This window comes from Agrobacterium sp. rho-13.3 (genome assembly GCF_033957765.2).
GTDB lineage: Bacteria > Pseudomonadota > Alphaproteobacteria > Rhizobiales > Rhizobiaceae > Agrobacterium.
The window spans coordinates 352,818-378,731 of sequence record NZ_CP192776.1; the positions used below are offsets into that span (position 1 = coordinate 352,818).

Consider the following 25,914-nt stretch of genomic DNA (forward strand, 5'->3'; position numbering starts at 1 on the left):
ATGACCAAAGACACAAACAGCTTTATCTCGGAAGCCATCCTCAAAGATTTGCGCATCGAAGACGAAGACGGTTGCTACTACGCCACCACGGGCTTGACCTTGAGTTTCATGTACGCGCAGCGGATGGAAGACATGGTGGCAGTGTTCCGTCAAATGGTGGAAGAGTTTTCAAAGTACATGAGCCCCTTGGTACTCGATGCCAAAGTGCGCAATGAATGGACTGACTACACCCCTAAGCAGCTTTCTAGGCTACTGAATTGTTTTTCTGCGTACTCACGCAGCGATCAAGAGCTGGTATTGGCAAAGCTGGATGACGAAGGCCCATTTCAGTATTTTGGAGAATTCGGTATACGCATCATCGGACGCAGCGCCACTGATACTTCTTTTGCCAAAACCGACGTCTGTGCCGCTTACTTTGAAGTACCCATGCATGAGCTAGAGAGGGTAGGTCGCCCAAAGATCTTGGAATTTATTAAAACGATTGCAGGCTTGGCACCCTTTCAGCACGGCATGTGCGGCTACAGCTTTAAGTACTTTCATCGGGCGGGTGACAGCGATATTCATGCCTGGATGGGTGATAAGGCACTTCGCTATTTCGCCATTCATCCAATGATGAACGACTTCGAGTACTACTGTCGCCACGAACTACCCAACGTCAATTGGGTCACCCTGCTGGGTCAAGAAATGACCACCAAAATTGGCGGTGCCCAAGCCATGCGTTCGGTTTTGTCTGATGCTGTGGAAGTGGAGTCACTGTCCCACGGCACTATGTTGGTCGCTGGTGAAGCGCCTCCTTTGGGTGACCGCAATGAGTTGGCGTTGGACTTGGGGCCGCTACGCGAAGTGGCAAACCTGACTCAGCCGTTGCTGCTAAACCGCAACAGGCAAATGAACAGCATCTTGAACTACGTTTTTAGCAGGGACGAAGAACGAGCGGAACGTTGGCTCAACCGCTTCGACTGGAAGCCGGGGATAGATTGATCGCATCGCCGGTCAATGGTGAGTAGGTCGGTGACGGTCATTAATTCCCCCCATCCGGCATCGAAGCAAGCACACAGGTTTTTCCATGTCAATGCCAGTTATTTTTATCAAAATTTTGCCTGACTTTCACCGCCGTATCGTGGAGAGTGAAGGAGAGCTTTTGAAGCAGGTGGGTGTACGTTCACTATCACTTTGTCCGCCGTCCTCCAGATGAGCCTTCGCATCACTTTGGGATGGCTTACCCGCTCCATTCATAGAGCGATTATCATTCCGTAATTGGGATATGCTTTCCGGACATCGGCTTCAATCTGTGCTTTGCCGCAATAGCAGCTTTCATCGCCACGGGCACCGCCACGCTAGATGGACCACACGAAGTCCTCTCGATTGATCGGTTTCGTCTCAACACGGCAGTAAAAATCGAAAAACCATTCCAGTGATTGGCAAGCAACTGGAGTTCGAGATTTGATTGCACGGCGATACAATTCAGGAATTGCTCAGGGCTCGGTTTCTGTTTGTCAAATCGGAAGAAAATTTTGTAATCACGTCCCGCAGCGACTCGCTGACCACGGACAAATCATGGCGCATATCGTAACTCCATGCACCAACATTCAGGACCTCGACATCAACACTCTCTGGGCCTGTGGTTTCGTATGTTAGTTTGTAGGTCGTCCCTTCACCTTTCTCGTCAAGCAACCGTTTGAGAATACCCGCAATTGGTCTTACAAGTGTGAGCCTATCTGACCCTTTGGAAACAGTGACGAACTCCACATGGAACCCGTCCTGTTTCGTCACGTCGACCGCAGAGGCCAGGAACGCAAACTTGCCTTGCATTATAGAAATCGCAGCGGGCAAGTCACTGACGAGAACCTCAATGCGACTTAATGCTTGTCCCAAGATTTTCTACCTCGCATGTGAATGTCATTCCGTTTTCGTGTGGAGACCTCGCTGTCCTCTTAGACCGAAGCCAATTATTTGCCACACAAAGCGACATCGCCACCCAATCAGATTTCATCGACGATGCCGTTTGTTAACGTTCCCACACCCGTTATCTCGATTTCGACCTCCATGCCAGGAACGAGATGCAGCGGGGGATTTCGGAAGCCGCCTACGCCTCCCGGTGTACCAGTCGCGATAACGTCTCCAGGGAGCAGCTCGATAACTGAGGAGACGTAAGCGATCAGAGCGTCAATGCCGAAAGTCAGGCTGTCTATCCTCGCGCTTTGCTCGACATTTCCACTTATGCGCGTTGTCAAAATCTGAGTGGTGATGCTGCCGACTTCGTCGCAAGTTACGAGCCATGGCCCCATTGAACCTGAGCATTGAAAGTTCTTACCGGGCCAGAACTGAGTTGTGTGCACCTGGAAGTCGCGAAGCGATGCGTCATTGAAACAGGTGTAGCCGGCAACGTGATCAAAAGCGTCAGCTTTCGATATGTGGCGCCCCTTCTTGCCGATAACTACGGCAAGCTCTCCTTCGAAATCAAAGTCCTTACTCGCCGCTGGTCTGACCAGCGGCGTACCGTGTCCAACGAGGGAAGAGGGATAGCGGGTGAATACAGATGGATATTTGGGTGTCGCGGCTCCCACCTCCTCAATGTGGTCGAGGTAATTGAGGCCAATGCAGAGGATCTTATCTGGGCTCGGAATCGGGGGGAGTAGTTTTACACTGCTGAAATCCAATGCCGGTCCGACACCCTTCAGTTCAGGAAGAACTCCAGCCGATAACACGCTGCGAAGTTCCGGATATTTTTCCATCAATCGCGTTCCTGCATCGAGGATGCAGTCACCTTCAACGGTGCCATAGGATCGGCCACCGTCAGAGTATTCAAACGACACATATTTCATGCTCTTGTTCCAAATTTAGGATGTTTTTCAAGAAGAAGTTACTTCGCAAGAATGCGTGGAATCGCCATAGGGGGGCCGGTTGCTAAGGCTTGAAGAATGAATGCTTCAGCGCCATCGATATGCCCGTCAGCCCAGAGTTCAGCAGACAGGGATCGTGTTTAATGCGCGAAGATTGTCGGCAACAGCGTTTGCAGCAGCATTGATGGCACCGTCCCCGTGCGATATGCCTTGAGCAACCATCGCCGCTTCCATGCAGCTTAGTACGCCCAGAATCATATGCAGATTTAGATGGCCCATATGGCCTATGCGAAAGTGATCACCCACTTCCTCCGCTGGAAAGCCGAGAGAGTTGCCAAGAGTAACGCCAGCCTCCGCTTCACACCAACGACGTATCTTGGCGCCTACACCTGGTGCCGTGTTCACTGTTGTTACGCCGGTGGCACGCCTGGCTGGGTTGGACACATTCATACGGAGATCTCCGCCTTCGGACCATGCGTCCAGCGCGGCCCAAACCGCCTCGGCGAGTACTTTATGCCGCCTCCACACCGCTTCAATCCCTTCCTCGCGCACGATCATGTTCAGTGCTTCCCGAAGAGAGAAAAGGTGGTGGGCCGACGCCGTCCCGTGAAATCTGTCGTAAAAACCGTCGGACCTCGCTCGTTTCTCCCAGTTCCAAAAAGGTCCAGGATTAGCGCGCCTTCCCGATGCGTAGGCTTTGCCGTTGAAGAACACGAAAGAAAGGCCGATCGGCGTCATCAGGCCTTTCTGGGAAGCCGAGATTGCGACATCGACTTTCCACTTATCCATCTCGAACCGGTCGCAGCCCAGAGATGCGATGCAATCGACCATGAAAAGCGCGTCGTGCCCGGAACGGTCAATCGCCGCGCGCAACGCAGCAACGTCGTTGCACACCGATGACGATGTCTCGGCATGAACAATCAAGACCGCCTTAACGGATCTATTTTTTTCTTCGGAGAGGACGTCTGCAAGACGCTGCGGATCGGCCCACTCGTCCATACTCTGGGTGATGTAAAGCACCTCCAAACCAACAGCTTCGGCAATGGCACCCCATCTCTTTGCAAAAAAGCCGTTGGCCATCACGACAATCTTGTCGCCGGGAACCAATGTATTTCTCAAGGCGGCTTCCCATGCACCATGCCCGTTGGTTGGATAAATCGCCACATCGCCGGTCGTTTGCGCGAGATGCTTCAAGTCCTGATGAATGCCGTCGACTAGATCGACGAGCTCTCCTTCGTATATGTTGGGGGAGGCCCGGTGCGCAGCTAACAGGACCCGATCAGGAATTACTGACGGTCCGGGAATTGAAAGTATGGTTCGTCCCTGGTTGAGCAACATGCTGATTTACCCCGCGCTACAAATTAACACCCGCTTGCGCGGTATCCAGGAGATAGGCTGCCTCAAAAAATCACATACATAAAATATATAATTTGTACCTGGGAATTCATCTGATGGACTTTCCCGGCAACGTAAGAAGATTTGAGGCCAGCGTTAGGGTAACAGCAGATCCACCATATCCGTTATGATGCTGGAATAGAATTTCTCCATCCGTACGTCTGGTTGCTGGGCGTTGATCCTCGCAAGCAGAGGGTCACCAGCATTGATGCCTGATTTCGCCATGGTCTGTATCATTGCATGGGCGCAGAATGGCACATAGAGTTCCGAGTAGCCTCCTTCGTGCGCAGCAACAAGCCGCTCACCTGTGAAATCCATCAAGCGCTCGGTGAGTTGCCGATATGTTTCTACGGAGCACATCATGCGCGACAACGGATCAAATCCTGACGCATCATATCCACTCGCAACGATCACGAGATCCGGCGAGAAACGTTTCAGCTTCGGGATGATCAGCCGATCCATGACCTCGAGATATGTGTTATGCCCGCACCCCGGAGGAAGGGGTATGTTCATGTTTGCATCGAAGCCCTGATTGATACCCCGAGCTTCGATGAAGCCTGTATCGTGCGGATAGCACCGATCCTGATGAACCGAGATCGTCAGGACATCCGCTCGATCGTAATAGATCGCTTCCGTTCCGTTCCCGTGGTGAACATCCCAGTCGATAATTGCGACCCGCTCCACCAGTTTGGCCGAGATAGCGGCTTCAACGGCAATAGGGATATTCGCAAGGAGACAAAACCCGTTCGGCCAATCGGGGAGGCAATGGTGCCCGGGCGGGCGCGACAATGCGTAAGCGTTCCTGAATTTGCCCGTCAGAACGCCTGTGACAGCCTCCATCACAAGCCCCGCCGACAAAGCTGCAATATCATATGCTCCTGGACCGAACGGCGTCCGTAGTCCCAGTTCGCCTCCGCCTGCGTCTGAAAGGCGTTTGAACTCTTCCAGATAACCAATAGGGTGGACACGAAGCAAATCTTCCCTTGTGGCGGGCGAGCCTCCTTTCATGTGCAGTTCCGTTGAAAGACCACTCACATCCATGAGATTTTTCAAGCGTCGCTTCGTCTCAGGCGCCTCGGGCAGACCGCCCGCAACCAAGGGCTGCACAAGTCCACCGACGGGCGCAAGCAAAGCATAATTGCCACCGAAATGCCAGAAACACTTCTCGTCCCAAATGAATGCAGTCTGTTCCATCGGATGCGTTCCTCATGAGCCGGTCGCCCGACCGCCAACCTGTTGTAATATCTTGCCAGCATAGGTACGCAGCGCTATGCTATAAAATGCATATTATGGGCATAAACATCTATAGAATGGACAAACCTTTTGCGCTTGACATATCGGCAAATAGAATACCTTCGCGCTGTGGCGCGCGAAGAAAGCATCGCAGCCGCGTGCAAGGTATTGTCCATTTCGCAGTCTTCGGTTCTTGCGGCGATCGATGTCGCGGAGGACACGGCCTCCACTCGCCTTTTTCATCGGCGCAAAGGCCACGGCATGACACTGACCCCGGCAGGCCGAAAATTTATGATTTCAGCTCAACGGTTTCTCGCGGCCGGTGAAGAATTCGAACGGTCAATCAACGGGTTTGCAGAAAAGGAGACCGATGTTATCCGGATTGGATGCTTTTCTCCTTTTGGTGCCTTGATCATTCCCCCCGTGCTCAAGCAATACATCGAAGAACATGGGCATACAGAAATCATTTTAAAGGAAGGAGATCAGGTTGAACTTCGCAGTTGGCTCTCAGCCAGCGAGGTGGACATGATAATTACTTATGACATTGGCGAAGAATTCGGGAGCGAGATCACCCCGATCTGTAAATTCCCTGCCCATGCATTGCTACATTGGAACGATCCTTTTGTAGAGATCGGCTCAATCTCTATGAAGGAAATCGCAAAGAAGCCATTTGTCTTACTGGATCTTCCGGAAACACGAGCCTATCTGCTGGCACTGTTCGATCTCATCGCGACGCGACCACAAATTGCGCTCAGGACCCGATCCTATGAAACCGTAAGATCCTCAGTGGCGCATGGGCATGGCACGTCGATCCTGAATATACGTCCAACAAAGGCGAGCCCTGATACACCCGACATCCGCAGGGTGCCGATTTCAGACAAGCTTCAACAGCCGACATTGCTTGTCGCGGACCCATACGGCAATCGAAAGCCGCGTCACGTGAGAGACTTCATCCTCACGCTTTACGAATATTTTGAAGGTCTCGGACCGGCTGGATTCGCCGTTTCGCTGCCGGAACATTCTTCTGATTTACTTTATCCGCGGCCACGCTTTTGATCGCGCAATTTTGGTCCTATCGATCTATTGCCATTCATCAAAACAGGTTGGCGTTCCGCCAGTGAGATGGCTCGACATCTCCGCGTCCACGCGAGCACGGGAAATGTGGCGCAAGTACATATTTTAGAGCATCTTGCATAAATTTTACATTTTATATCGCTAATGGTTCGTGATGTGGTGCCACTCGCTGCTAAATAGGGAGGGGACCAATAATGAGAACCGTTTGGCACGTAGTGCAGAGTGAGCGAGCCGATCAACTCAAGTGAGCAAGCCTCGCCCGTAACGGCAACGTTGACCATGCAAGTTTCACTAATCAACCGGGAGTGAAATATATGGACATTTTTCTTCGTAAAATTGCCTTCTCGCTGCTAACGTTCGTGCTTGCGGCAACCACCCTCCATGCGGAGGATCTCGATACGATCAAACAGTCGGGCCAACTGCGTGTCGCTATGAGTGGGCAATATCCGCCATTTGGCTTTGTCAATGAACACAACGAGGTCGTCGGCTTTGACGTCGAGATCGGCTCAGAGATAGCAAAGCGCATAGGTGTACAGGTTGAAATCGTCACGACGGCATGGGATGGCATTATCGCCGGTCTTCTTGCGGGGAAGTTTGACGCGATCGTCGGTTCGATGTCTATAACCGCCGAACGAAAGAAAACGATCGATTTTGTCGGCCCCTATTATCACGCCGGACCAGGAATATTCGTGCCGGAGGGCTCTGCCATTCAAAACCCTGACGACCTTAAGGGCAAGCTGGTCGGTGTCATTCTCGGCGAGACAGGCGCGGAGTGGGTAAAATCCCTGAAAGGCGTCTCTATCACGACCTACAAGGGCCTTCCCGAGTTGCTACTCGAAATCAATGCCGGACGCATTGACGCTTTCGTCACCGACAGAATTGCTCCTGTTGTTGTGATCAAAGAGCGAAAGCTGCCTCTTCACGAAGTCAAAGTAGCCAACAGTGGGGTTCCCGACGAGATCGGAATCGCAATTCGAAAGGGTAATCCTGCGCTATCCAAAGCCATTCAAAAGGCGCTAGATGATATGATGGCGGACGGGACCTACGCGAAGATTTCTATGAAATGGATCGGTGAGGATATCCGCTAAGTCTCCCTTCTTTTCCTTCTATCGCCGAAAAGCCATTCGCCCCGATACCCGATTGCAGGTGACCGATGGACTACATGCTCATGGGGCGAATAGCGCCCTACTTCATAGATGCTGCGTGCGTTACGGTGGGGCTAGCTACCCTCTCCTTCTTCATATCGCTTATGATTGGGTCGATCGCGACCATGTGTCGACTATCGACATCAATCACTCTGCGATTGGCCGCACGGACATATGTCAGTATATTTCGGGGTACGCCCTGCCTCGTGCAGCTCTTCATCATCTATTTCGGAGCCGCACAGATTGGTGCTGACCTCAGTCCCTTCCTTGCGGCCGTGACTGGGCTGAGCCTGAACCTTGGTGCCTATATGTCGGAAGCGATGCGGGGGGCGATCCTTGCGGTGGATCGCGGTCAAAACGAAGCGGCCCGCTCCATCGGCTTCAGTCGATCCCAGACGATGTGGTACGTGTTGATACCGCAAGGCGCCCGACTAATGATAAGATCGATCGGCGTCAATGCAATAATGCTCGTGAAGACGACATCGATCGTATCAGCAATATCCGTTGTTGAATTAACATATACATCTCAGCGCTTCATTGGATCCACGTTTAAGCCTTTCGAGGTCTTTGCCCTTGCGGCCTCTATGTACATGCTCATCGTTTTTTTGATTTCGTGGTCTGTTGAAAAGCTTGACCAGCGTCTCTCACTCAATTGAGGCCCCGATGTTCGAACTAGCCGTCTTGTCTGACTATCTACCAGAATTAGCGCATGGCGCACTTGTCACGATCAGCATATTCCTTACTTCCGCGATCATCTCGGTCGTCGCGGGTGTTTTCTTCGCGGTCGGTATCCTTTATGGGCCAACAAGCCTGCGGCTTGCTGTCAGGGCCTTACACTGGCCGTTAATGGGCACACCCCTTCTGCTTCAACTGTTCCTTATCTACTACGGCCTGAGCCAGATCGGTGTTCGTATCCCGGCCATTTGGACAGGGATAATCGGGATCGGTTTGCATTTTGCGGCATACAATGCTGATGTCTTCAAAACAGCCATTCTGACCATCGACAAAGGGCAGACGGAGGGCGCCCGATCACTTGGTTTTAGCAAGTTTGAAACGCTGCTCTACGTCATTGTGCCACAAGCGCTGCGAGACTCGCTCAATCAAGTCGCCAATAATCTTCTCGCAATGATCAAAGACGTATCCCTCGTATCGATACTTGGGATAACCGAACTGGTTCATGCCGCTCAACAAGGGATTAGCGCCACATACAAACCCTTTGAATTCTATTTCGCGGTGGGGGCTATTTACTACGCCCTCAATATGGTTCTGGAGCTCACCCTCCGTCAGCTGGAACGTAAGTTGGAGCTTCAACGATGACGGAGATCATGCTCGATGTGCAAGGGATAAGAAAATCTTTTGGTGCACTTGAGGTGCTTAAGGGTATTGATCTGACGGTCCGCAAAGGACAGATCATTGCTCTGATTGGCCCTTCAGGTTCGGGAAAAAGCACACTGCTTAGATCCCTCAATATGTTGGAAACCGTCAACGATGGCAAAATCTGGCTGGACGGCAGATTGGTCAACCAGCCAATGCCAGGCCGGGCTTTCGAAAGGCATCTGAATTCCTTGCGGCAAGAAATGGGAATGGTCTTTCAGCATTTCAACCTATTTCCACACATGACAGTTCTGAAAAACGTCACGATCGCACCGCGTATTTTGAAGGGCTTGAGCGAAAACCAAGCACGGATGCTGGGGCTTGATTTGCTTGCCAAGGTCGGGCTCCAGACAAAAAGTGATTGCTATCCCTCTCAGCTCTCCGGCGGTCAAAAGCAGCGCGTGGCAATCGCTCGTGCTCTGGCCATGCGGCCTAAAGTCATGCTCTTTGACGAAGCAACGTCCGCACTGGATCCAGAACTTGTTGACGAAGTAAACATGGTTATGAAACAGCTGGCTGCCGAGCATATGACGATGCTCATCGTCACGCATGAGATGAAGTTCGCGGCCGAAGTGGCCGATAGGGTTTTGTTCATGGACGGCGGGATAGTTGTGGAAGACGGTTCTCCAAATCAATTATTCAGCGCGCCGAAACATGAACGCACTCGCAGCTTCCTGCGAAAGTATCTCAACGGCTGACCGATCTGCTTGAGCTAAAGAACTCTAGCGACCGTTTTCAGCATCCTGCAGTCAGTCTGCAAGTTTGTTGCATTTCGCTTCATTCTAACTGAAAGGTGTACAGATGGAACTCAATATACGCGTAGCTCGACGTGAGGATACTGCAACATTGCTCCATTTCATTGAGCAACTAGCGGCCTACGAGCGGGCGGAGCGTGAAGTCACAGCCACTTTAGAAAGCCTCGAAGATGCAATTTTTGGCTTAGGATCTGTGACCCGAGCACTCATTTGCGAGCAGGGTACCAATCCCATCGGTATGGCAATCTGGTTCTATAATTTCTCTACGTGGCAGGCCCGCAAAGGTCTATACTTAGAGGACCTATATGTAGCACCCGCTGCGAGGGGCGTTGGAGCTGGCAAGGCCTTGCTAAGGCGGTTGGCTCAGATAGCCGTCGAAGAAGGATGCGGACGTTTCGAGTGGTCGGTCCAAGACTGGAACAAGCCGGCAATTCTCGCCTACGAGGCGATCGGCGCCGAGCGGCAGCAGGAGTGGGTTCGGTACCGACTCGCAGGAAATGCCTTGGCGGCGTTGGCGACAGGATGAACGCCACGTGCGCATCATCGGTTGCTCTTCAGGACCGAGGCAGGAGTGGCGACTAGACGCTGGCGTTCTTGTCAATGTTGTGGCTGATTTTGCATATGGGTATCACTGACGACACCTTTACCTCCACCTGGCCCATCTCCACGCACATTGTCCACATAACTCTCATTATGTAGATAGGCAGGCTTGCCACGAAAGAAGACATTGGGCGAACACTGCTCGCTCTGGTCCATCTGGTGGGTAATCACATAGGGAACGGGATAGCCCTTCTTGCTGGGTGTCAGACACACGTCCGGCACCAGGTTCACCAGCACGAACCGTGCGTCTTTGGCGGTCGCGGTTTCATTGGCCATGGTACTGAGAATTGTTCGATTACCGAATGGGTGGATTGTCCGGATGGTCGATCCGCTCCCACCGCTTGCCGTCGAAACGAGCAATATCCTTGTCCAAGGCGGACTCTTTCGGGACTACGCATTTCCTGTGGGATGGGGATTTGATGGTGCACAGCCAACGGGGCGGCAGGGAAAGCCTGTTCGTGTATGAGTCAGCCAGCTTTGTGCCGCTGGCCAGCATCCAAGGCACCGAAGAAAACCGGCACACCTACTGGTATCAGTGCGACCAGATCGGCGCGCCGCTGGAGTTGACGGATGCCCAAGGGCGCATTGCCTGGGCGGCGGATTACAAGGTGTGGGGAGAAGCCACGCTGCGAGCGGTGGCGAGGACGGGGACCGATGACGCGCCCGACCGGCGCCGTATCGGACATGGGCCAAGACGGCATGAGGGCGATAGTGCCAGCGGCCGTTCATTCGTGCCGCCGCCCATTGAGCAGCCCTTCCGATTTCAGGGGCAGCAGTTCGATGAGGAAACCGGGCTGCATTACAACCGCTTCCGGTATTACGACCCGACTATTGGAAGGTTTGCTAGCCAAGACCCTATTGGATTAAATGGTGGCGAGAATCTCTTTATTTATTCCAATAATCCATCCGCATGGATTGATCCGCTAGGCCTAGCAGCAACTGCCGGGAGCCTTGCCAATAGAGCTCAAAATCTTCCCGCATCATCAAGACCAAATACAGTCGCAGTGATTCGCCATAAAGACGGCACTATAACAGCCGGGAGAAATCAAGGCGGTCAAGCAAATGATGAAGTGTCGAATAAATTAAAGAATATACCTCAGAATCCTTATAGCGGAGAGTGCGCCGAAGTTAATGCAATTGCAAGAGCAAGAAATAAAGGGCGTAGTCTTGAAGGCGCAGTAATTACAGTGGTAGATGTTAGAGGCAAAGGAAGTGTCAGTGGCAAGCATGGAAAACCTAAATGCCCCTGCGATGTGTGCAGCGAACTACTAAAAGCCTTTGGAGTAAAATATGTTATTGAATGAAAAATTTTTAAAATCCTTAACCATCCGCTCAATGCAAGCATTGGGGGGGCTAATTGTTCACCACTTCTTCAGCAAACAAGGCAATATCAATAAAGACATTGAAATTTTAGTCCTTCATCAGTTATCAATTTTAATCAAAGACAATTTACTAGAATGGGAAAACATGGGAGCAACTCTGCCAATTAATGGCAGAGGCGATCCAGTTCCCGAGGATTTCAAAGGAATAGATAAAAAACTAAACGGTATTGCAAGCCAAGCGATTGATTACTCAACAGAAATTGGACTTTGCTCCCTTTACACAAGCGATCACAGAGAATCTCTATTTTTTCTCTTAAAATTATTGAGTGTCACGGATCTTGCAGAGAAGAACATAATTGATGCGACCACTTTAGATTTGCTACCAAAGGGGAGCGGATGGGGATCGACAATTTCAACAGAAGAGCACTCAATAATAGTAAGAAATATAATCTGAATTATTATGTAACTAGAGTACTCCCCATAAGGGAACCTCTCGAATTCCTAATTTGAGTAGTGCATCAATATAATCAGCGCATATTCCAGCGACTTGAATACGCAGCAGGAAACCTCTCACCCCTCCAAAAAATTCCATTTTTTTCACACCATAACTCGTTGATTTATATAGAAAATCAATCGACCGGAGGTGGGGTTTTGAGAGGTTCCTTGAGCATTGCAAATGCGACACGTCACGGCATCGTCATCTGCTATTTATTCAATAGCAACCAAGCCAATCAGCACTAGGGCATCCGGTCTTTTCCACCCTTTTCTTCGGTGTGCGTGATTCCGTCAATCTGCTTTCGCTCCTAGATCGATAGCATTCAAGGCATATTCCACTAAGGCAACGGCCTTAAAACACCCTCACCCGCCTTTCTGCTGTTTTCCCTACCACCACCTTTTCATTTCCCTCCACCTTCCAGTCCATGGGCACGCACATCTTCAGCGGCGGCGAAGGCGCGATCACGCAGGTGGCCAATGGCTGGACGTTCGATCCGGCCACGCCCGTCAAGCTCAAGACCAGTGGCAAGCAGGGCACCGCCTGGCACCGCAACAACAGCCAGGCCATCCAGATCCCGCTGGGCACCATCAAGGAACACGGCACCGACATGTCCAACCGCTACGGCGCGATGGACCAGGGCCAGCACGATCCCGCCAGCACCATCGTGGGCTGGTTCACCGGCGTGCGCGACCGGGTGCCCGCCTGGCCCACGGTGGTTTTCGGTAAGCGCGATTTTCTATGCACATTGACGTAGGCTGCATCTCTAAACCAGCCACTTTTGCGAAGCGATATCCGGGTCTGTCAGGCAGCGGAGGTCTTGGAGAAGTTGAACGGCAGCAGGTCGCCGATGTCGTCGGCTTTTTCGCGCTGAGGCAACTCAGTGAGCACGTGGCGCAGCCAGGCGTACTTGAACCGAACATTCTGCAGGACCTTTGCTTTGACCTCGATATGGAGCTGCTCGGTAACGGCCTCGCCCATGCGATGCATTTGACTGTCGCAGCAAGGGCAAGTCTTTTGATCGTCGGGTAGATCGTATTCGACGCGCTCGCGCGGCAGGTCTTCCGGCAAGGGTCTGCGGCCACGCTTCTTTCCCGCCGCGCTATCGACCCCCGGCAGACCTGTATCCGGAAGATCGATGACGAGGCCGTCGTTACGGTCACCCGGTCACGCCGACGATTGCAGAAGGCAAACACCGCAGGGGCAAACGGGTCCAGCGCCATCGTCTCCTGGACCAGGACCGCAAGGCTGTTGATGCCAGCCCTGAAGTCGATCGGCTCCCGATGCAGGTAGACCTTCAGATCAGCGCCCAGTCTGAACATGACCCAACGCTCCTATGATTGCGGCCAACCCATTCTCATCGTCATACTCAACGGTCAGGCTGATCCCGTTTGGCAGGAGCGCACTCACCTTGGACGCCTGACACGGCTTGCCCAACGGCACGCTCTTCGTCAGTAAATCGCCGCCAGAAGTCGGAGGCATATCTGGAGCAATCTGAACCGGAACGAATGCCGAGACCGAAAGCAGAGGACGCTCCTCCATTGCCTTCTTTATCCACTTGCGAACGAGATTGGCATTCACGCCGTGTTCCCGCGCAAGTCGAGAGACCGAAACGCCAGGTTCTAAACACGCTGCGACGAGCCGATCACGCGAAGCAAGGTCATATCGACGGCGGCCGTCGCGACCAACAAGCCGCACCTGCAGTTTAGGAGCATCTTCATCCATGATTTGGTGTCCACCTATTTTAGTGGACACCTCATGCCTGAGAGCAATGGCAGCGCCAATGAACCGGCTCGCTGCCATGGCGATCCTGCTCGCCAACTGGGGGACTGCCAGCGCTGCGGCGCAGGCGCAGGAGATGCCGCCTCCCGCCTACCAGATCGCCGCCCGGCGCGCCGACATTCCCTCCGCGGTCCTGTACGCGGTCGCGTTGCAGGAAAGCGGGTGGCAACGCGGCGGACGGGTGGTGCCCTGGCCCTGGACCCTGAACGTGGCGGGCGACGCCCGGCGGTTCGACAATCGCGGCGACGCCTGCGCCGGTCTTCAAAGGGCGCTGCGTGAGGTGCCGTCCACGCGCGTGGACGCGGGCCTGGGGCAGATCAACCTCGGCTACCAGAAGCACCGTTACGACCGGCCCTGCGATCTGCTCGACCCCTACCGCAATCTGGCGATCGCCGCCGAGATCCTGCGCGAGCAATACGACCCCGGCGAGGACTGGTTGATGGCGATGGGTCGCTATCACCGCCCGGCCGGTGGTGCGCCTGCCGCCCGCTACCGCCGAAGCGTCGGCAAGCACCTGGCGCGCGTCCTGGGTCCCTCCCGAGCCCAAGCGGACCTGGCGGGCTGGCACCACGGCGCGCGATGGCAGGAAAGGACGCCCCGATGATCCGCCGCCACGGCTCCCGCATCCAGCATCTGGTCAACGTTTCGGGTGGCAAGGACAGCACTGCCACCTACCTGCTGGCGCTCGAATCGGGCCGCGCGTTTCGCGCCGTGTTCGCCGACACGGGCAGCCCACACTTGCTTGAACGGGTGTTGCTCGAACTCGCGTTTCCATCTCGTCATGTCGCCTCCCTCATGGCAGCCAGTCTCGCCGGACTGTTCCGCCGAATGCCTGCTCTTGTTCGCTTCCTAAGCCAGGGTAAGCGGCGCGAGCAGGACCATGTTGTTGGAATAGTGATCAAACTGGCAAGGCCCATCGCATTCGGAAAGGTTGGGCTTGGCTTCTGCAGTACAGGCGGCAGTTCGTAGCGTCACGCATGCGCTGTTGATCTCAATGAGAAGGATACTTGATGGACGAAACGCCGCACGGAACCTGTCAGGCTTTATTCGTATGCCGACACAGGTCGATGTCGATGGGCTTGCCCCTTAAGAGTCGCTAACAAAACTGGGAACTCGCACGGCTGAGCAGCGTCATCGTGTATGGCCTTACACAAGCTCGCCTGCTCCATCATCTGCTTGCGGTTCGTCGAGAGGTTTGTTAGCCGCTCTAAGCCGTGGCTTTTAACCATCCCTCAACAAGCACATTTCAAATGCGTCATGCGAGGAGGTAACGGCCCTTAGGAATAGTCGCTCAACAAAGTGGTGGTCCCAAAATTCCGATAGATCGCGGACTTTTCGCCCGCCACGCCGCAGCATCCAGTCATTCGCATCAGACGGGATGGCACGATGGATCGAACCCACAGATCGACACTGGCATGGCGACCCACTTTCGCTGCGGTCCTGTTCGTCAGCCTTCTGCCTGCGGCACACCAAGCCGCCGCAACCGATGACGCGGAGATCGAGCGTGATCGCCTCGCCGCCATCGTTCGCCAGTTGGACTTGATCGATCGCCTCGTCGGGCAATCCTCCACCGCCGCGCCCGGCGTTCCTGCCCGATACCACTTCGACTACCCGCGCCTGAACGCCGATCTGCAGCACGTGCGCGCCGGCATCCGCGATTACCTCAGTCCGCAGCGGGCCCAGCCGCGCGACCCGGCCACCCTCTCCGGCGACTATCGCCAGGACGCCGGGCAGGAGCGCGAGCGATGACGGCCCTGCAACTGTCCGCATTCCAGGCCAATGGCGGCTTCGACGCCTCCGCATCCCTCGGCCTGCTGGTCGGGGCCGTGTTCGCCATCCTGCTGCTGTGGGGCGTGTGGGCATTGCGCACGGCCTATGTCGGTTGGTCGGAGCAACGAATTTCCCAGCGTCAGTTCCTCGGTGTCGCGATGCGTTTCGTCGCGATGTACCTCGTGCTGACTTTCTTCCTTCTCTCTTGACGCAAAGGCAGGACACCATGCATCCGGTCCCCTCCCATCGCTCCTTCCTCCGCTGGTCCGTGCGCCTTTCGGCGCGGGCCAGTATTCCCGCGCTGCTGCTGTCCTCACTCGCGCAGGCCCAGGGGTTGCCCACGCTGGAGGACCCTACCCGCGGCGCGGGCAGCGGCATCATGGAAACGCTGCGCAACTACGCCTACGACATCGTGATGCTGGTGGCGCTGCTCGTCGTCGCCTCCATGTTCATCGGTGTCTGCTACCACGCCTACGGCACCTACGCCGAGATCCACAACGGCCGCAAGACCTGGGGCCAGTTCGGATTGAGCGTGGCGGTCGGTGCGGTGCTTTTAGTGGTCGGCATCTGGCTGCTCACCAAGGCCACCGGGATTCTGTGAGGGCATGGGCATGGCCGAGCACGATATCCGGCACGATGGCACGGTCGCATTCCTTCCGCACCGGCTCAACCGCCATCCTGTGGTGGTCCGGGGCCTCACGGCGGACGAGCTATGGGTCTGCGCCGGACTGTCGGGGGCGGCGGGGTTTGCGATGGGGGTGCCGCTGGCCATCCTCGCTGCCTCGATCGCCGTCGTGCCCACTGCCATCGTGCTGGGCATCGCGGTCGGCGTGTTCGTCGGCGGCGGTGTCCTGCGTCGTCACAAGCGCGGTCGGCCCGATACCTGGCTGTACCGGCAGATGCAGTGGTGGATCGCACGCCACCAGCCGAAGCTGGCCTGGCTGTTCGGGGGAGATGGCCTGGTGATCCGCTCGGGCTGGTGGTGCACCCGGAGGACCACGACGTGAGCCGGTTCAAGAACGAAATCACGCAACTGCGCGCGCACATCCAGACCCTGCGCCTGGGCGCTGGCGCGCTGCTGCTCATCGCCTTGGTGATGGGCGCGGGCTGGTGGAGCTCGCCGCGCAACCTGACCATCCATGTGCCACCGGACCTCCGGTCGGGCAGCACCCGCAAATGGTGGGAGGTTCCACCGGAGAGCGTGTACGCGTTCACGTTCTACATCTGGCAGCAGCTCCAGCGCTGGCCGACCAATGGCGACGAAGACTATGCGCGCAACATCCGTGCGCTGTCGCCCTACCTCACGCCCGCCTGCCAGGACTTCCTTTTGCACGACTACGAACTGCGCCGCGCGGCGGGCGAGTTGCGCCAGCGCGTGCGCGGCATCTACGAGATTCCGGGGCGCGGCTATGGCAGCGATCCCGCGTTGCGCGTCAAAACCGTGTCCGAACGGGACTGGCTCGTCACGCTGGATGTGACCGCCGACGAGTATTTCGGGGCGGAACAGGTCAAGCGCGCGCTGGTGCGCTACCCGCTCAAGGTCGCGCGCTCGGACATCGATCCCGAACGCAACCCGTTCGGGCTCGCGCTGGATTGCTACAGCACACCGCCACAACGCATCGCTACGCCCGAACCTGCGCCCGCCCCTGGCCGGCCCTCGGGCGTGCTCGGTGGCGCCTTGGGAGAGACACCATGAGACACACCCGTTGGTCCATCGGTCTGCTGCTGTCCGCAGCCTACCTGGCCACCCCGGCGCAGGCGCTGGAAATCATGCGCTGGGAGCGGCTTCCCCTGGCGGTGCCGCTGCATGTCGATCAGGAGCGTGTCGTCTTCATCGACCGCAATATCCGCGTGGGCGTGCCGGCATCGCTGGAAGGACGGTTGCGGGTGCAAAGCGCGGGCGGCGCGATCTATCTGCGTGCCAGCGAACCGATCGAACCCACCCGGCTGCAATTGCAGGACGCCGATACCGGCGCACTCATCCTGCTGGATGTCGCCGCCGAAACGGCCGGGGTTGGCCAGCCGGCCTTGGAGCCGGTCCGCATCGTCGAGGCCGATGCCGCCGCCGTGCGCTACGGCGATGCAAAACCCGCGGCAACCATCGAGGATGCCGGCGAAGGGCCGGGATCATCGCCCCGCACGCCGCGCGAGACGCCGATCCCCGTCGTTCTGACCCGGTACGCCGCGCAGAATCTCTATGCCCCCTTGCGCACCGTCGAGCCCTTGAGCGGTATCACGCGCGTGAACCTCCCGCGCCACCTGGCGCTGGAGACCCTCTTGCCGACCGTCCCGGTGCGGGCGCGGGCCCTGGCGGCCTGGCGGCTCGATGACCTGTGGGTCACGGCGGTGCAACTGAGCAATGGCTCCCCGCGCACGTTCAGCCTGGACCCACGGGACTTGGTGGGCGACTTCGTGACGGCCACCTTTCAGCACGGGACACTGGGGCCTGCCGGCCAGCCGGACGACACCTCGGTCGTCTATCTGGTGACGAAGGGGCATGGCCTTGCGCAATCGCTGCTGCCCGCCATCGGCCGGATCGATGCCGCCGCCAACCTCCCGAAACCGGCCCAGCGCCCGCAGGGAGCCTCCCATGAAAAGTAATGGCCTGCTCAAGTGGTTGATGGTCCCGCTGGCGCTGGTGCTGGTGTTCGCGGGCATCCAGCTGTTCTCCGGCGGCAGCGCGTCGTCGCCCCGCCCGCCCGGCACCCGGCTGACCGCCGAGGAGGCCAAGGCCCTGGGTGTCGATGCCGACACGCCGCGCGACACCGTGGCGACCCTGGTCGGCCAGGTCAAGCAACTGCGCACCGAACTGCAGGGTGCCCTGGCGGACAACAAGACCCAGCAGGCCGAGAACGAGCGGCTGCGCCAGCGCGAGGGCGCGATCGACCGGCGCATCCAGAGCGCGCTGGACGCCGAGCGCAACCAGTTGCGCACCGACCGCGATCAGGTCGCGGGCGAGCGCCAGCGGGCGCAAGGCCTGCTGCAGGAGGTGCAGCGCCAGATCGAGGGGCTGGCCGGAAAAAGCGGCGATGCCGACCTGCCGGTCGGTCTCGGACTGGAGCCGGATGCCAAAGGCGCCCCCGGCGCGCAAGGCATGCGCTGGATCGAGCCCGACGATGCGCGCCGCGACAAAAAGAGCGGCGTGTCCGATCAAAATTTCAGTTTCCCTACCCGGTTCGGGATGGACAAGGCAAACGGGGCCTCCGCCGATAACACCACGAACGTTAGCGGACGGGCGCCAGAAGTCTCCACCGCGAAGCCGGTCTATACCGTGCCGACCAACGCCACCCTGATGGGCTCCATCGCGATGACCGCGTTGATCGGGCGTGTGCCGGTGGATGGCACCGTCAACGACCCGTATCCCTTCAAGGTGCTGATCGGGCCGGACAACCTGACGGCCAACGGCATCGACATTCCCGACGTCGCAGGGGCCGTGGTGAGCGGCACGGCCTCCGGCGATTGGACCCTTTCATGCGTGCGCGGCCAGATCCGCTCGGTCACCTTCGTCTTCGCCGATGGCACCATCCGCACCGTGCCGCAGGATCGCGGGCGCGGGTCGGGCAATGGGCAGCAGAGCGGCACGGGTGAAGGGAATGGCAACGCCGACAGCAATGGGGCGCGGGAAGGCCTGGGCTGGATCAGCGATCCCTACGGCATCCCCTGCGTCAGCGGCGAACGGCGCAGCAATGCACAGCAGTATCTGGGGACGCAATCGCTCATCACCGCAGCGGGGGCCGGTGTCGCCTCCTTGATCAAATCCGACAATGGCAGTGTCGCGGTCGTCGCCAACAACAACGGCTCGCTGGGCACGGTCGGCATCTCCGGCAACGAGGCGATGGGCCGCATCCTCGCCGGCGGCGTGCAGGACATGTCGCAGTGGGTGAACAAGCTCTACGGCCAGGCTTTCGCCGCCGTCTATGTCCGGCCCGGCGCGAAGGTGGCCGTGCACCTCGAACAACCCCTCACCATCGACTACGACCCGAAGGGCCGCAAGGTCGATCATCGCCTCGGAGGAGCCTTGCATGCGCAGGACCTGGATTAACGGCATGGCGGCGCTGCTCGCCGCCCTCGCGCTGGCGGGCTGCTCGACCAGCAAGGAAAAACTCCTTCCCCACGACGACCAGACCATGCTCGACGTCTGGAACGCGGAAACCGGCGGCAGCGCGGGCGCAGGCCGACAGGCCGGGCAGTTGCTCGACGCCCGGCAGTCGCTGCGCCGCCCGCTCACCGAGGCGGACGTGAAGGCAGCGCCCGCGAGCCAGGCGAGTTACACCCGCACGGCGCGCAACGAGATCGATCGGCAGTTCCACCGCCTGCCCAATCCCGACCTGGCGATGTACGTGTTCCCCCATCTGGCGGGCACCGATCCCGTGCCGATTCCGGGCTACACCACCGTGTTCCCGCTGTACCAGCGGGTGCAGTACGCGATGCCCGGAGAACGGACCGAGGACTACTGATGCGGTGGCCCTTCCAGCGCCACTGCAACGCTGCACCCGACGCTGGCGCGGACGCGCCGCCGCCCGATGCCTGGGAGCGCCACGTTGCTGCGTTGGCGGCGCAAGGCATCGCCGGGCCGGGCAAGCCGCGCGGCGCGGCAACGCGCCCTGCGACGGTCGCCGACGAGCAGGCGCTCTACGACGTGACCCCATCGTTTGCCGACATGCTGCCCTGGGCCGAGTACCTGCCCGACTCCCAATGCATGCTGCTGGAGGATGGCACCTCGGTGGCCGCGTTCTTCGAGCTGCAGCCGATCGGCACGGAAGGCCGCGAGGCCGACTGGCTGATGCAGGCGCGCGATGCCGTAGAAAACGCGCTTCAGGACAGTTTCGATGAACTCGATGAATCGCCGTGGGTGGTGCAGTTCTACGTGCAGGACGAGGCGGACTGGCACCACTACCTGCAGACGTTGGAGAACTACGTGCAGCCGCGTGCGCAAGGGACCGCCTTCAGCGCGTTCTACCTGCGGTTCCTGGCCCATCATCTGCGGGCGGTGGCCAAGCCGGGCGGCTTGTTCGAGGACCACACGGTCACGCGCCTGCCCTGGCGCGGTCAGACCCGCCGCGTGCGCCTCGTCGCCTATCGGCGTGTCCACCAGACCGCGGCCCGCAGGGGCCAGTCACCGGAGCAGGCGCTGAACGTGATCTGCGAGCGATTGGTCGGTGGCCTGGCCAATGCCGGCGTGCAATCGCGCCGCCTGGCCGCTGCAGACATCCACGCATGGCTGCTGCGCTGGTTCAACCCTTGCCCGCCCTTGTTGGGTCCGAGCGCCGAGGACCGCGAGCGCTTTTACCGCCTTGCGGCCTATCCCGAATCCACCGATCCCGGCGAGATCGAGATGGCGAGCGGCACGGATTTCGCGCAACGCCTCTTCTTCGGCCAGCCGCGATCGGATGCCGACAACGGTCTTTGGTATTTCGACGCAATGCCGCACCGGACCATCGTGCTGGACCGGCTTCGCCTGCCGCCCGCCACGGGCCACGTCACCGGGGAGACCCGCAAGGGCGGCGATGCCATCAACGCGCTGATGGACCAGATGCCCGAGGACACCGTGATGTGCCTCACGCTGGTCGTGACGCCGCAGGACATTCTGGAATCCCATCTCAACCAGATCGCCCGCAAGGCGGTCGGCGAGACGCTGGCGTCGGAGCAGACGCTCAAGGACGTGCGGCAGGCGCGCGGCCTGATCGGCAGTTCGCACAAGCTCTACCGGGCCTCCATGGCGTTTTACCTTCGGGGACACGATGTGGTCGAGCTGGACGCGCGCGGCGTGCACCTGGGCAACGTGCTGCTCAACGCGGGCCTGCAGCCGGTGCGCGAAGAGGACGAGGTGGCACCGCTCAATAGCTATCTGCGCTGGCTGCCGTGCGTCTATGACCCGGCCAAGGATCAGCGTCAGTGGTACACGCAACTGATGTTCGCACAGCATGCGGCGAACCTGGCACCCGTGTGGGGCCGCAGCCAGGGGACGGGCCACCCCGGCATCACCTTCTTCAATCGCGGCGGCGGGACCGTGACGTTCGACCCGCTGAACCGCCTTGATCGGCAGATGAACGCCCACCTGTTCCTGTTCGGCCCGACCGGCTCGGGCAAGAGCGCCACGCTGAACAACATCCTCAACCAGGTCACCGCGATCTACCGGCCACGGCTGTTCATCGTGGAAGCGGGCAACAGCTTCGGCCTGTTCGGCGACTTTTCCAAGCGGCTCGGGTTGACGGTGCATCGCGTCAAGCTGTCTCCGGGCTCGGGCGTGAGCCTGGCTCCGTTTGCCGATGCCTGGCGCCTGGTCGATACACCCAGCCAGGTGCAGACCCTGGACGCCGATGCACTGGACGAGGACAGGGAAGAACGGGGCCATGCCGCGGATCACGACGAACAACGCGACGTCCTGGGCGAACTGGAGATCACCGCCCGCCTGATGATCACGGGGGGCGAGGACAAGGAGGAGGCCCGCATGACGCGCGCCGACCGCAGCCTGATCCGCCAATGCATTCTGGATGCGGCGCAGCGCTGTACCAGTGAGCGGCGCAACGTACTGACGCGCGACGTGCGCGATGCGCTGCGAGAGCGCAGCCGTGACAGCACCTTGCCGGAAAGCCGACGCACGCGATTGCTCGAAATGGCCGATGCCATGGACATGTTCTGTCAGGGCGTGGATGGCGAAATGTTCGACCGGCCAGGCACGCCGTGGCCCGAGGCCGACATCACCATCGTGGACCTCGCCACCTTCGCCCGCGAAGGCTACAACGCTCAGCTGTCGATCGCCTACATCTCGCTCATCAACACGGTGAACAACATTGCCGAGCGCGACCAGTTCCTGGGCCGGCCGATCATCAACGTGACCGACGAGGGACACGTCATCACCAAGAACCCGCTGCTGGCACCCTATGTGGTGAAGATCACCAAGATGTGGCGCAAGCTCGGCGCCTGGTACTGGCTGGCGACGCAAAACCTGGACGATCTGCCCAAGGCGGCGGAACCGATGCTCAACATGATCGAGTGGTGGATCTGCCTGTCCATGCCGCCCGACGAGGTGGAGAAGATCGCACGGTTTCGGGAGTTGAACGCCTCCCAGAAGGCCCTGATGCTGTCGGCACGCAAGGAGGCGGGCAAGTTCACCGAGGGCGTGATCCTGTCAAAGTCCATGGAACTGCTCTTCCGTGCCGTGCCGCCCAGCCTGTACCTTGCCTTGGCGATGACCGAGCCGGAGGAAAAAGCCGAACGCTTCCAACTGATGCAGGAGTTCGGTATCAGCGAACTGGAGGCCGCCTTCAAAGTGGCTGAGAAGATCGACCGCGCGCGCGGAATCGAACCTTTGGCGTTCGATGCGCTGGACTGAAACTGGCGGATGGCAGAGCCCATGCAGAGCGCCCCGACAAGGCGCACCGCCGCACTCAACGTCCCGCCCGATCGACCACCGACCTCGGGTCAATTGTGACAATACGCATCAAACTGGCGGAATAGTTACGCTTCGACGCATTTAGACAGGTCTGGCGCAAGGGGGAAATGGCTCGATATTCCGTCTGTCGGGATATGATCGCGGCCATTTCAATGTAACGGCCCGATACACAGGCCTGCCAAACATGACCCGCCGAGTCACGATCCAAACGCCCCTGGGAGAGCAACTGCAGTTCCGGCAGTTGCAGGGCAAGGAAGCCATCAGCCAGTTGTTCTGCCTCGACCTGGATTTGTTGAGTGACAGCAAAAGCATCGACCCGAAGGCGCTGCTGGGCAAGAACGCCACGGTCGTGGTGGAAACGCAAGGCGGCGGCCGGCGCTACCTGGACGGCATCGTCACCCGCTTCGGCATGCAGGGCGAAGACCACCGCTCCTATTCCTACCGGCTGCGCTTGCAGCCCTGGCTGTGGCTGGCCACCCGCAAGACCGATTTCAAAATATTCCAGAACAAGACCGCGCCGGAGATCGTCGAAGAGGTCCTGGGCAAATACGGCTACCCCCTGCAAAAGAAGCTCACCCGCAGCTACCGCAGCTGGGACTACTGCGTGCAATACGGCGAGAGCGATTGCGACTTCGTGTCCCGGTTGCTGGAGCACGAAGGGGCGTATTACTACTTCGAGCATGCCGCGGGCCAGCACACCCTGATCCTCGCCGACGACATCGTCGCCTCACACAGCCCACTGCCGGGGGCGGCGGTCATCCCGTTCTATCCCCCGGAGAAGGCCGCCGTCGCTGACAAGGAAAACATCCATGCCTGGGAACTGCACCAGGCCATCCACTCCGGGCGGCACTACAACGACGACTACGACTTCCAGAAGCCCCGTGCCGACCTGTCCAACATGCGCCAGACCCCGCCGGGCCACGCGCACGACAGCCACGAAATCTACGAATGGCCGGGCGGCTACACCGAGTTCGGCGACGGCGAAGCCTATGCCCGCGTGCGCCTGCAATCGAGCCTCACCGGCCAAAGCACCGTCAAAGGCCAGTCGCGCCACCGGGCGCTGGCTCCCGGCTACACCTTCACGCTGGAGAACTACCCGCGGGAAGACCAGAACCAGCAGTACCTGCTGACCGGCATCGAATACCACTTCAAGGAAAACCCCCAGGTCAGCGCCGCCGCGCCCGGCCCCAAGGGCACACCGCAGGAAGAAGGCTCGTTCCAGAAGTTCACCTTGCAGGCCCAGCCTACCAGCCTGCCGTACACGCCCGAGCGCACCACGCGCAAGCCGCGCACCACCGGCCCGCAGACGGCCGTGGTCGTCGGCCCCCCGGGCGAGGAGATCTGGCCCGACCAGTACGGGCGCGTGAAGGTGCAGTTCCACTGGGACCGCATCGGGGCGATGAACGAGAACTCCAGTTGCTGGGTGCGGGTATCGAGCAGTTGGGCAGGCTCCGGGTTCGGGGCCGTCTTCATTCCCCGGATCAACCAAGAAGTCGTGGTGGATTTTTTGAATGGTGATCCGGACTATCCCATCATCACCGGCTGCGTTTACAACGCCGACAACATGCCGCCGTGGGCGCTGCCGGCCAACGCCACGCAGTCGGGCATCAAGACCAAATCCAGCAAGGGTGGGGCGTTCGGGGACGGATTGAAGAACGGCGCAGGCGATGCCAACGCCATCCGCTTCGAGGACAAGGCCGGGGCCGAGCAGCTTTGGCTGCATGCGCAGAAGGACCAACTCGTCGAGGTCGAGAACGATGAAGACCACTGGGTGGGTCAGGACCGCCGCAAGACCATCGACCGGGACGAGACCAACGTCATCCACCGCGACCGGACGGAAACAGTGGACCGGAATGAGGACATCACGGTCCACAACAACCGCACCGAGCGGGTGGACCACGACGAGCGGATCAGCATCGGGGACAACCGCCGCGAGGATGTCGGTATCGACGAAACGGTGAGCATCGGCAAGAACCGGACGAAGACCATCGGTCGCAATGAGAAGGACAAGATCGGCAACAACTGGTCGATCAAGGTCGGCAAGTTCAAGACCGAAACCATCGGCATCGCCTCCATGCAGAACGTGGGCATTGGCCGCATGGAAAACGTGGGCGTGGTCTATAACCTGAACGTCGGCGCGATCATGGCCACCATCGTGGGCAAGAACCAAAGCACAACGGTGGGCAGCGACCAGGACGTCAAGGTGGGCACCAACCAAAGCACGGTAGTGGGCACCAAGTACAGCCTCAACGTAGGGGGTGGCGGCGGAGATGCCAGTGGGGGCGGTGGCGCGGGCCTGACCAAGAACGTGACCGCACCGTCCTCCTCGGGCGGTGGAGAAGGTGGCGGTGGTGGCGGCTCCAGCATCACCATGGATGCGGAGACGATCACGCTGAAAGTCGGTGCCAGTTCGATCACCCTCCAGGCCGACGGCACCATCACCGCCAACGGCAACAGCATCCGCCTCATCGGCTCCAGCGACGTGACCACCCTTTCCGGGGGCATCCATGAAAACTGATCCCCGCATGCTCCGAAATGCCTCATCCTTGGTCGCCTCGCCCACAGATTCCGCATGGTCCTTCCTGCCAGCGCAAGTCCTGCGACAGGAGACAGATGGGACCGTGACCCTGCAGTACCGAGGGCAGGAACATCGTGCGGCACTGGCATCCCAGATGCCAGGGGTGATCGAAGGCCAATACGTACTCGCGGCCCTGCCTGCGGACCTTCAATCG

General features: G+C 58.5%; 28 protein-coding genes and 3 pseudogenes. 22 read left to right on the forward strand and 9 right to left on the reverse strand.

Features of this window, described 5'->3' with window-relative positions; genetic code table 11:
• The gene (locus RMR16_RS25065; protein WP_320200688.1) at positions 1-981 is read left to right on the forward strand and encodes a type VI immunity family protein; all 981 of its coding nucleotides are present in this window, start codon (positions 1-3) and stop codon (positions 979-981) included.
• 483 nt (positions 982-1,464) lie between these two features.
• Here the strand turns inward: RMR16_RS25065 and RMR16_RS25070 are convergent, their stop codons facing one another.
• The 4 genes from RMR16_RS25070 to RMR16_RS25085 all read right to left on the reverse strand — a co-directional run bounded on the left by RMR16_RS25070 (position 1,465) and on the right by RMR16_RS25085 (position 5,432).
• Positions 1,465-1,875 (reverse strand): hypothetical protein, encoded by a 411-nt coding sequence (locus tag RMR16_RS25070; RefSeq protein WP_320200689.1) that lies wholly within the window; start codon positions 1,873-1,875, stop codon positions 1,465-1,467.
• A 107-nt stretch (positions 1,876-1,982) separates the two neighbouring features.
• Complete coding sequence (locus tag RMR16_RS25075) at positions 1,983-2,825, reverse strand: fumarylacetoacetate hydrolase family protein (RefSeq protein WP_320200690.1); 843 nt, start codon at positions 2,823-2,825, stop codon at positions 1,983-1,985.
• A gap of 138 nt (positions 2,826-2,963) precedes the next feature.
• On the reverse strand, positions 2,964-4,181 hold the full coding sequence (locus RMR16_RS25080; protein WP_320200691.1) for a pyridoxal-phosphate-dependent aminotransferase family protein: 1,218 nt from the start codon (positions 4,179-4,181) through the stop codon (positions 2,964-2,966).
• 153 nt (positions 4,182-4,334) lie between these two features.
• The gene (locus RMR16_RS25085) at positions 4,335-5,432 is read right to left on the reverse strand and encodes a class II histone deacetylase (protein ID WP_320200692.1); all 1,098 of its coding nucleotides are present in this window, start codon (positions 5,430-5,432) and stop codon (positions 4,335-4,337) included.
• Positions 5,433-5,600: 168 nt separating this feature from the next.
• Here RMR16_RS25085 and RMR16_RS25090 point away from each other — a divergent pair, with 168 nt between their 5' ends.
• The 6 genes from RMR16_RS25090 to RMR16_RS25115 all read left to right on the forward strand — a co-directional run bounded on the left by RMR16_RS25090 (position 5,601) and on the right by RMR16_RS25115 (position 10,345).
• On the forward strand, positions 5,601-6,527 hold the full coding sequence (locus tag RMR16_RS25090) for a LysR family transcriptional regulator (RefSeq protein WP_432355442.1): 927 nt from the start codon (positions 5,601-5,603) through the stop codon (positions 6,525-6,527).
• Positions 6,528-6,859: 332 nt separating this feature from the next.
• A complete protein-coding gene (locus tag RMR16_RS25095; protein ID WP_320200694.1) occupies positions 6,860-7,633 on the forward strand; it encodes an ABC transporter substrate-binding protein in 774 nt (257 codons plus the stop codon).
• A 65-nt stretch (positions 7,634-7,698) separates the two neighbouring features.
• Entirely contained in the window at positions 7,699-8,346 is a 648-nt protein-coding gene (locus RMR16_RS25100; RefSeq protein WP_413786018.1) for an amino acid ABC transporter permease, read from the forward strand.
• A gap of 7 nt (positions 8,347-8,353) precedes the next feature.
• The gene (locus tag RMR16_RS25105; protein ID WP_320200695.1) at positions 8,354-9,007 is read left to right on the forward strand and encodes an amino acid ABC transporter permease; all 654 of its coding nucleotides are present in this window, start codon (positions 8,354-8,356) and stop codon (positions 9,005-9,007) included.
• Positions 9,004-9,762: an amino acid ABC transporter ATP-binding protein gene (locus RMR16_RS25110; RefSeq protein WP_432355446.1), complete on the forward strand. Its 759-nt coding sequence runs from the start codon at positions 9,004-9,006 to the stop codon at positions 9,760-9,762. The genes RMR16_RS25105 and RMR16_RS25110 overlap by 4 nt, the downstream gene beginning before the upstream one ends.
• 103 nt (positions 9,763-9,865) lie before the next feature.
• A complete protein-coding gene (locus RMR16_RS25115) occupies positions 9,866-10,345 on the forward strand; it encodes a GNAT family N-acetyltransferase (protein ID WP_320200696.1) in 480 nt (159 codons plus the stop codon).
• A gap of 71 nt (positions 10,346-10,416) precedes the next feature.
• Here the strand turns inward: RMR16_RS25115 and RMR16_RS25120 are convergent, their stop codons facing one another.
• Complete coding sequence (locus tag RMR16_RS25120) at positions 10,417-10,695, reverse strand: PAAR-like domain-containing protein (RefSeq protein ID WP_320200697.1); 279 nt, start codon at positions 10,693-10,695, stop codon at positions 10,417-10,419.
• A 251-nt stretch (positions 10,696-10,946) separates the two neighbouring features.
• On the opposite strand from RMR16_RS25120, the pseudogene RMR16_RS25125 reads away from it, so the two are divergent.
• The 3 genes and pseudogenes from RMR16_RS25125 to RMR16_RS25135 all read left to right on the forward strand — a co-directional run.
• Positions 10,947-11,723: pseudogene (locus RMR16_RS25125) on the forward strand (RHS repeat-associated core domain-containing protein); the annotation flags it as partial.
• The gene (locus RMR16_RS25130; protein ID WP_320200699.1) at positions 11,710-12,195 is read left to right on the forward strand and encodes a hypothetical protein; all 486 of its coding nucleotides are present in this window, start codon (positions 11,710-11,712) and stop codon (positions 12,193-12,195) included. The pseudogene RMR16_RS25125 and the gene RMR16_RS25130, both read left to right, overlap by 14 nt.
• Positions 12,196-12,661: 466 nt before the next feature.
• Positions 12,662-12,991 carry a hypothetical protein gene (locus RMR16_RS25135; RefSeq protein WP_320200700.1) on the forward strand — a complete coding sequence of 110 codons (330 nt, stop codon included), beginning with the start codon at positions 12,662-12,664 and terminating at the stop codon, positions 12,989-12,991.
• Positions 12,992-13,038: 47 nt separating this feature from the next.
• Here the strand turns inward: RMR16_RS25135 and RMR16_RS25140 are convergent, their stop codons facing one another.
• The 4 genes and pseudogenes from RMR16_RS25140 to tnpA form a co-directional block, all read right to left on the reverse strand.
• Positions 13,039-13,125 carry a hypothetical protein gene (locus tag RMR16_RS25140; protein ID WP_432355562.1) on the reverse strand — a complete coding sequence of 29 codons (87 nt, stop codon included), beginning with the start codon at positions 13,123-13,125 and terminating at the stop codon, positions 13,039-13,041.
• A 12-nt stretch (positions 13,126-13,137) separates the two neighbouring features.
• Positions 13,138-13,383 (reverse strand): annotated as a pseudogene (locus RMR16_RS25145) (IS66 family transposase zinc-finger binding domain-containing protein); the annotation flags it as partial.
• 59 nt (positions 13,384-13,442) lie between these two features.
• A pseudogene (gene tnpB, locus RMR16_RS25150) lies at positions 13,443-13,556 on the reverse strand (IS66 family insertion sequence element accessory protein TnpB); the annotation flags it as partial.
• The gene (tnpA, locus tag RMR16_RS25155) at positions 13,537-13,959 is read right to left on the reverse strand and encodes an IS66-like element accessory protein TnpA (RefSeq protein WP_320200701.1); all 423 of its coding nucleotides are present in this window, start codon (positions 13,957-13,959) and stop codon (positions 13,537-13,539) included. The pseudogene tnpB and the gene tnpA, both read right to left, overlap by 20 nt.
• A 58-nt stretch (positions 13,960-14,017) precedes the next feature.
• On the opposite strand from tnpA, the gene RMR16_RS25160 reads away from it, so the two are divergent.
• The 12 genes from RMR16_RS25160 (at position 14,018) to RMR16_RS25215 (ending at position 25,700) form a co-directional block, all read left to right on the forward strand.
• Positions 14,018-14,620, forward strand: coding sequence for a transglycosylase SLT domain-containing protein (locus tag RMR16_RS25160; protein ID WP_320200702.1), 603 nt, complete (start codon positions 14,018-14,020; stop codon positions 14,618-14,620).
• Entirely contained in the window at positions 14,617-14,985 is a 369-nt protein-coding gene (locus RMR16_RS25165) for a hypothetical protein (protein ID WP_320200703.1), read from the forward strand. Before RMR16_RS25160 ends, RMR16_RS25165 begins: the two co-directional genes overlap by 4 nt.
• A gap of 417 nt (positions 14,986-15,402) precedes the next feature.
• On the forward strand, positions 15,403-15,765 hold the full coding sequence (locus tag RMR16_RS25170) for an RAQPRD family integrative conjugative element protein (protein WP_320200704.1): 363 nt from the start codon (positions 15,403-15,405) through the stop codon (positions 15,763-15,765).
• Positions 15,762-15,995, forward strand: coding sequence for a TIGR03758 family integrating conjugative element protein (locus RMR16_RS25175; RefSeq protein ID WP_320200705.1), 234 nt, complete (start codon positions 15,762-15,764; stop codon positions 15,993-15,995). The genes RMR16_RS25170 and RMR16_RS25175 overlap by 4 nt, the downstream gene beginning before the upstream one ends.
• Positions 15,996-16,012: 17 nt before the next feature.
• Positions 16,013-16,387, forward strand: a complete 375-nt coding sequence (locus RMR16_RS25180) for a TIGR03745 family integrating conjugative element membrane protein (protein ID WP_320200706.1) — start codon at positions 16,013-16,015, stop codon at positions 16,385-16,387.
• 10 nt (positions 16,388-16,397) lie between these two features.
• Complete coding sequence (locus RMR16_RS25185) at positions 16,398-16,793, forward strand: TIGR03750 family conjugal transfer protein (RefSeq protein WP_413786019.1); 396 nt, start codon at positions 16,398-16,400, stop codon at positions 16,791-16,793.
• Complete coding sequence (locus RMR16_RS25190) at positions 16,790-17,482, forward strand: PFL_4703 family integrating conjugative element protein (RefSeq protein ID WP_272548409.1); 693 nt, start codon at positions 16,790-16,792, stop codon at positions 17,480-17,482. Before RMR16_RS25185 ends, RMR16_RS25190 begins: the two co-directional genes overlap by 4 nt.
• Positions 17,479-18,387, forward strand: a complete 909-nt coding sequence (locus RMR16_RS25195) for a TIGR03749 family integrating conjugative element protein (protein ID WP_320200708.1) — start codon at positions 17,479-17,481, stop codon at positions 18,385-18,387. Before RMR16_RS25190 ends, RMR16_RS25195 begins: the two co-directional genes overlap by 4 nt.
• Positions 18,377-19,828: a TIGR03752 family integrating conjugative element protein gene (locus RMR16_RS25200; protein ID WP_320200709.1), complete on the forward strand. Its 1,452-nt coding sequence runs from the start codon at positions 18,377-18,379 to the stop codon at positions 19,826-19,828. The genes RMR16_RS25195 and RMR16_RS25200 overlap by 11 nt, the downstream gene beginning before the upstream one ends.
• Positions 19,809-20,243, forward strand: a complete 435-nt coding sequence (locus RMR16_RS25205; protein WP_320200710.1) for a TIGR03751 family conjugal transfer lipoprotein — start codon at positions 19,809-19,811, stop codon at positions 20,241-20,243. Before RMR16_RS25200 ends, RMR16_RS25205 begins: the two co-directional genes overlap by 20 nt.
• On the forward strand, positions 20,243-23,122 hold the full coding sequence (locus RMR16_RS25210) for a conjugative transfer ATPase (protein ID WP_320200711.1): 2,880 nt from the start codon (positions 20,243-20,245) through the stop codon (positions 23,120-23,122). The genes RMR16_RS25205 and RMR16_RS25210 overlap by 1 nt, the downstream gene beginning before the upstream one ends.
• 244 nt (positions 23,123-23,366) lie before the next feature.
• Positions 23,367-25,700 carry a type VI secretion system Vgr family protein gene (locus RMR16_RS25215; protein ID WP_320200712.1) on the forward strand — a complete coding sequence of 778 codons (2,334 nt, stop codon included), beginning with the start codon at positions 23,367-23,369 and terminating at the stop codon, positions 25,698-25,700.
• Positions 25,701-25,914: the final 214 nt, after the last annotated feature.